Origin of the sequence: Campylobacter concisus, assembly GCF_003048985.1 — a bacterium.
GTDB lineage: Bacteria > Campylobacterota > Campylobacteria > Campylobacterales > Campylobacteraceae > Campylobacter_A > Campylobacter_A concisus_AY.
In genome coordinates this window covers 1-3169 of sequence record NZ_PIRS01000023.1, presented here as the reverse complement: position 1 = coordinate 3169, position 3169 = coordinate 1, and the positions used below count along the sequence as shown (strand labels likewise).

Annotated in this window: 6 protein-coding genes and 1 pseudogene; 5 read left to right on the top strand and 2 right to left on the bottom strand. The window is 35.2% G+C overall.

The genetic code is table 11. From position 1 onward, the window contains the following. Nucleotides 1-162: 162 nt before the first annotated feature. Genes CVS91_RS10130 through CVS91_RS10120 form a run of 3 tightly spaced genes read left to right on the top strand, consistent with a single transcriptional unit; the run spans nucleotide 163 to nucleotide 1201 of the window. Nucleotides 163-816 (top strand): hypothetical protein, encoded by a 654-nt coding sequence (locus tag CVS91_RS10130; RefSeq protein WP_234409698.1) that lies wholly within the window; start codon nucleotides 163-165, stop codon nucleotides 814-816. After that, complete coding sequence (locus tag CVS91_RS10125) at nucleotides 816-1013, top strand: DpnD/PcfM family protein (protein WP_107831869.1); 198 nt, start codon at nucleotides 816-818, stop codon at nucleotides 1011-1013. The genes CVS91_RS10130 and CVS91_RS10125 overlap by 1 nt, the downstream gene beginning before the upstream one ends. Next, on the top strand, nucleotides 1010-1201 hold the full coding sequence (locus CVS91_RS10120; RefSeq protein WP_021088562.1) for a DpnII family type II restriction endonuclease: 192 nt from the start codon (nucleotides 1010-1012) through the stop codon (nucleotides 1199-1201). Before CVS91_RS10125 ends, CVS91_RS10120 begins: the two co-directional genes overlap by 4 nt. On the opposite strand, the gene CVS91_RS10750 is transcribed toward CVS91_RS10120, so the two are convergent. Continuing rightward, nucleotides 1157-1453 (bottom strand): DpnII family type II restriction endonuclease, encoded by a 297-nt coding sequence (locus CVS91_RS10750; RefSeq protein WP_021088558.1) that lies wholly within the window; start codon nucleotides 1451-1453, stop codon nucleotides 1157-1159. The two genes, CVS91_RS10120 and CVS91_RS10750, sit on opposite strands and share 45 nt — an antisense overlap. A gap of 87 nt (nucleotides 1454-1540) precedes the next feature. Here CVS91_RS10750 and CVS91_RS10110 point away from each other — a divergent pair. Further along, a pseudogene (locus tag CVS91_RS10110) lies at nucleotides 1541-1828 on the top strand (DpnII family type II restriction endonuclease); the annotation flags it as partial. Further along, nucleotides 1821-2630 (top strand): DNA-methyltransferase, encoded by an 810-nt coding sequence (locus CVS91_RS10105; RefSeq protein WP_234409696.1) that lies wholly within the window; start codon nucleotides 1821-1823, stop codon nucleotides 2628-2630. The pseudogene CVS91_RS10110 and the gene CVS91_RS10105, both read left to right, overlap by 8 nt. Nucleotides 2631-2696: 66 nt before the next feature. Here the strand turns inward: CVS91_RS10105 and CVS91_RS10100 are convergent. Then, the coding region (locus CVS91_RS10100) for an NAD(P)/FAD-dependent oxidoreductase (protein WP_199906257.1) at nucleotides 2697-3169 on the bottom strand (473 nt) is incomplete at its 5' end.

Here is a 3169-nt window from a genome sequence, read left to right as displayed (position 1 = left end):
ACAACTATCCGTGCAGCACTTGCAGCTGCCAAGTCTCTAAGCACAGTTCAAACTGGCAAAGCACTTGAAGTAAAAAGCTTGCAAGAGTATCTAAGCGAGAAATGAACCAAAAAGAGTGCGTAATAGAAGCGTTAGCTAGCCTTGGTGGCATGGCAACGCTTTTTGATCTTTACCATAAAACTTGATGTTAGCACTTGGGGCAGCAAAACTCCATTTGCTAGTATAAGACGGATAGTGCAGACTAATAAAGAATTTTATAAGATTAGAGCTGGACTTTGGGGACTTTGTGATTTTAGAGATAAAAATTTAGCCAAAACAGGCGATAGTAAGATCGAGCAAAATGAGAAATTTACACATTCTTATTTTCAAGGTGTTATTGTTGAGATAGGAAATTTAAGGCATTTTCAAACGTTTATCCCAGCTCAAGATAAGAATAAAATTTATAAATCAGATAAGAAACTTTGTGAGCTTGCGAGCTTGAGTGAAATATATAAATTTAGCTACGAAGACATCATTAGAAAAGCAAAAACAATAGATGCAATATGGTTTAACGAAAGAAATTTGCCAAACTCATTTTACGAAGTCGAGCATAGCACGGACTTTAAAAACTCACTAAATAAATTTTACGAGCTTCAAGACTTTAATGCTAGGATGTTTATAGTCGTAGACAAAATGAGACAAAGAGAGTATGAGAGTGTTTTAAGAGCTAGTATCTACGAACAGATAGCTCAAAAGGTGAAATTTGCTAGTTATGAAGATATATCAATGCAGCTTGAAAGAGAGAGCGAGCAAGCATTTATAAAAATGGGGATTTAATGGGCGAATTTGAAGTTGAGATAACTGAAATTTTAAGCAAAAAGATAAAACTTAAAGCAAAAAATCAGCATGAGGCGTGTAAGATCGCCAAAAAGGCTTATGAAAATTGTGATATCGTGCTTGGAGCTGATGATTTTACAGAGGTGAAATTTAATACCATTTCCACAAATAAGCCAAAAGAACAAGGTAAAAAATGAATAATATAACTCCTTTTGATGATTTTATGGCAAGTTTAAAAGAGACAAATGCCACACTTGGCTACTTTTGTGATTTTAAAAAATGTTCTAAGAACCTTGCAGAGGTCGCTATCAAACTTAATGCTTTAAATTCCTTGCTTGGCTCAAAAGATTTGAAAACAGATATTTTCAGAGCGAAATCTTTCTGAGATTAAGTTCGCAAAATTTGTTCCACTACGGTTTTTTCTAGCGTTTGTGTCAAGTCCAACTTCTACGCCAAACACATAATCACATAAATTTTTAATTTTTCTATCCTTGAAAATTTCATCAAGCCCAGTCTCTAAAAGAAAGCTGTAAATTTTCTCTGGCTCAACAAAATAACTCTTTAGCTCAAGTAGATTACCGCTCAAACTCACAACTTTTCTACTACTTTCCCTAACGGCGATTAATAAATTTAGCACCTCAAAACAGCTTCGATATTCTCTAAAAAGTGTGGAAATATCTGCTTTCAAGCTGAAGTATCAAGCTCAAATTTCCGTTTAAATTTAGGTAGTGATGTGAAGAGATTTGACTTTGTGGTTTGGAGACAAAATATCACTTATCTAATCGAAGCAAATTTTTATAGTGGCGGTGGCTCAAAATTAAACGAAGTAGCAAGAGCATATATCGAAATAGCCAAAAAGATATCGTGTTTGCCAAAGTATAAATTTATCTGGATCACTGATGGCTGGGGTTGGCACGATGCTAGAAATAAGTTGCAAGAAGCTTATAAGAGTGTGAGAATTTATAACCTTGCAAATTTACACTTTTTTATGAATGAGCTTAAAAATGCGTAACGATTTTAGGCTCATAAATGGCGACTGCTTTAACGAACTAGCTAAATTTAAAGGCGAGTTTGACCTTATCTTCGCGGATCCACCATATTTTCTTTCAAATGGCGGGCTTAGCATTCAAAGCGGGCAGATAGTTAGTGTAAATAAAGGCAAGTGGGATGAGGGTACAAATATCGATGAGATCGATGAATTTAACCTAAAATGGCTCAAGCTTGCTAAGCGATCACTTAGTGACAATGGCAGTATAATGATAAGCGGGACATATCACAACATCTTTTCTATCGGTAGGGCACTTCAAAAGCTTGATTATAAAATTTTAAATATCATCACATGGCAAAAGACTAATCCTCCGCCAAATTTTAGCTGCAGGTATCTAACACATAGCACTGAGCAGATCATTTGGGCTAGAAAAGATGAGAAACATAAACACATCTTTAACTATGAGCTTATGAAGCGGATAAATGGGGATAAGCAGATGAAAGATGTATGGAGTTTTGCTGCGATAGCTCCTTGGGAGAAAGCATGTGGTAAGCACCCTACGCAAAAACCACTTTCACTTTTGATAAGACTTATCTTGATGGCAAGTAACGAAAATAGCGTCATTTGCGATCCATTTGCAGGCTCAGCAACAACTGGTATAGCCGCAAATTTACTAAATAGAGATTTTGTTGGTATTGAAAAAGAGCAAGAATTTATAGATATTGCACTTAAGCGAAAGACTGAGTTAGAAGCAAATTTTATAAAATTTAGAGATAAATTTAGTGATATAAAAATGCTTGGGAGCTTAAAATTTGGCTATATTTAATGGGTTTGAGTGAGATTTTGCCAAGAAAGTACTTAATTATTTTTGAGAGCTAAGGCTGAGAAGGGTCTAGTTTATGGATATTGCTACTCTTAGAGCACTTGCAAATGCAAAATGCAAGTTGTATCCACCAAGCATACCGGTGATATCTAAAACTTCTCCTATAAAATAAAGCCCTTTTACGCTTTTACACTCTAAATTTTCATCTAAAAAATTAGTCTTTACGCCACCTTTTGTAACTTCAGCCCTTTCAAAGCCAAATGTCCCAGCTGGAGCAAATTCGTAAGCAAAAAGTCTTTTTATGGTGCTCTTTTCATCATCACTAAATTCATAAAACGCTCTATCTTTTAAACCAAAATTTCTTAAAAACTCCAGCACAAATCTCTTTGGCAAAGGCAAAACCGAGCTAAGCTGCTTTTTACCATTTACTAAGTTTTTCTCACTAAATTTAGGCAAAAAATTTATGCAAATTCGCCCCTTTTGCCAAAAAAGTGAAGCGTTTAGTATCGCTGGGCCACTTATGCCTCTATGTGTAAAAAGTA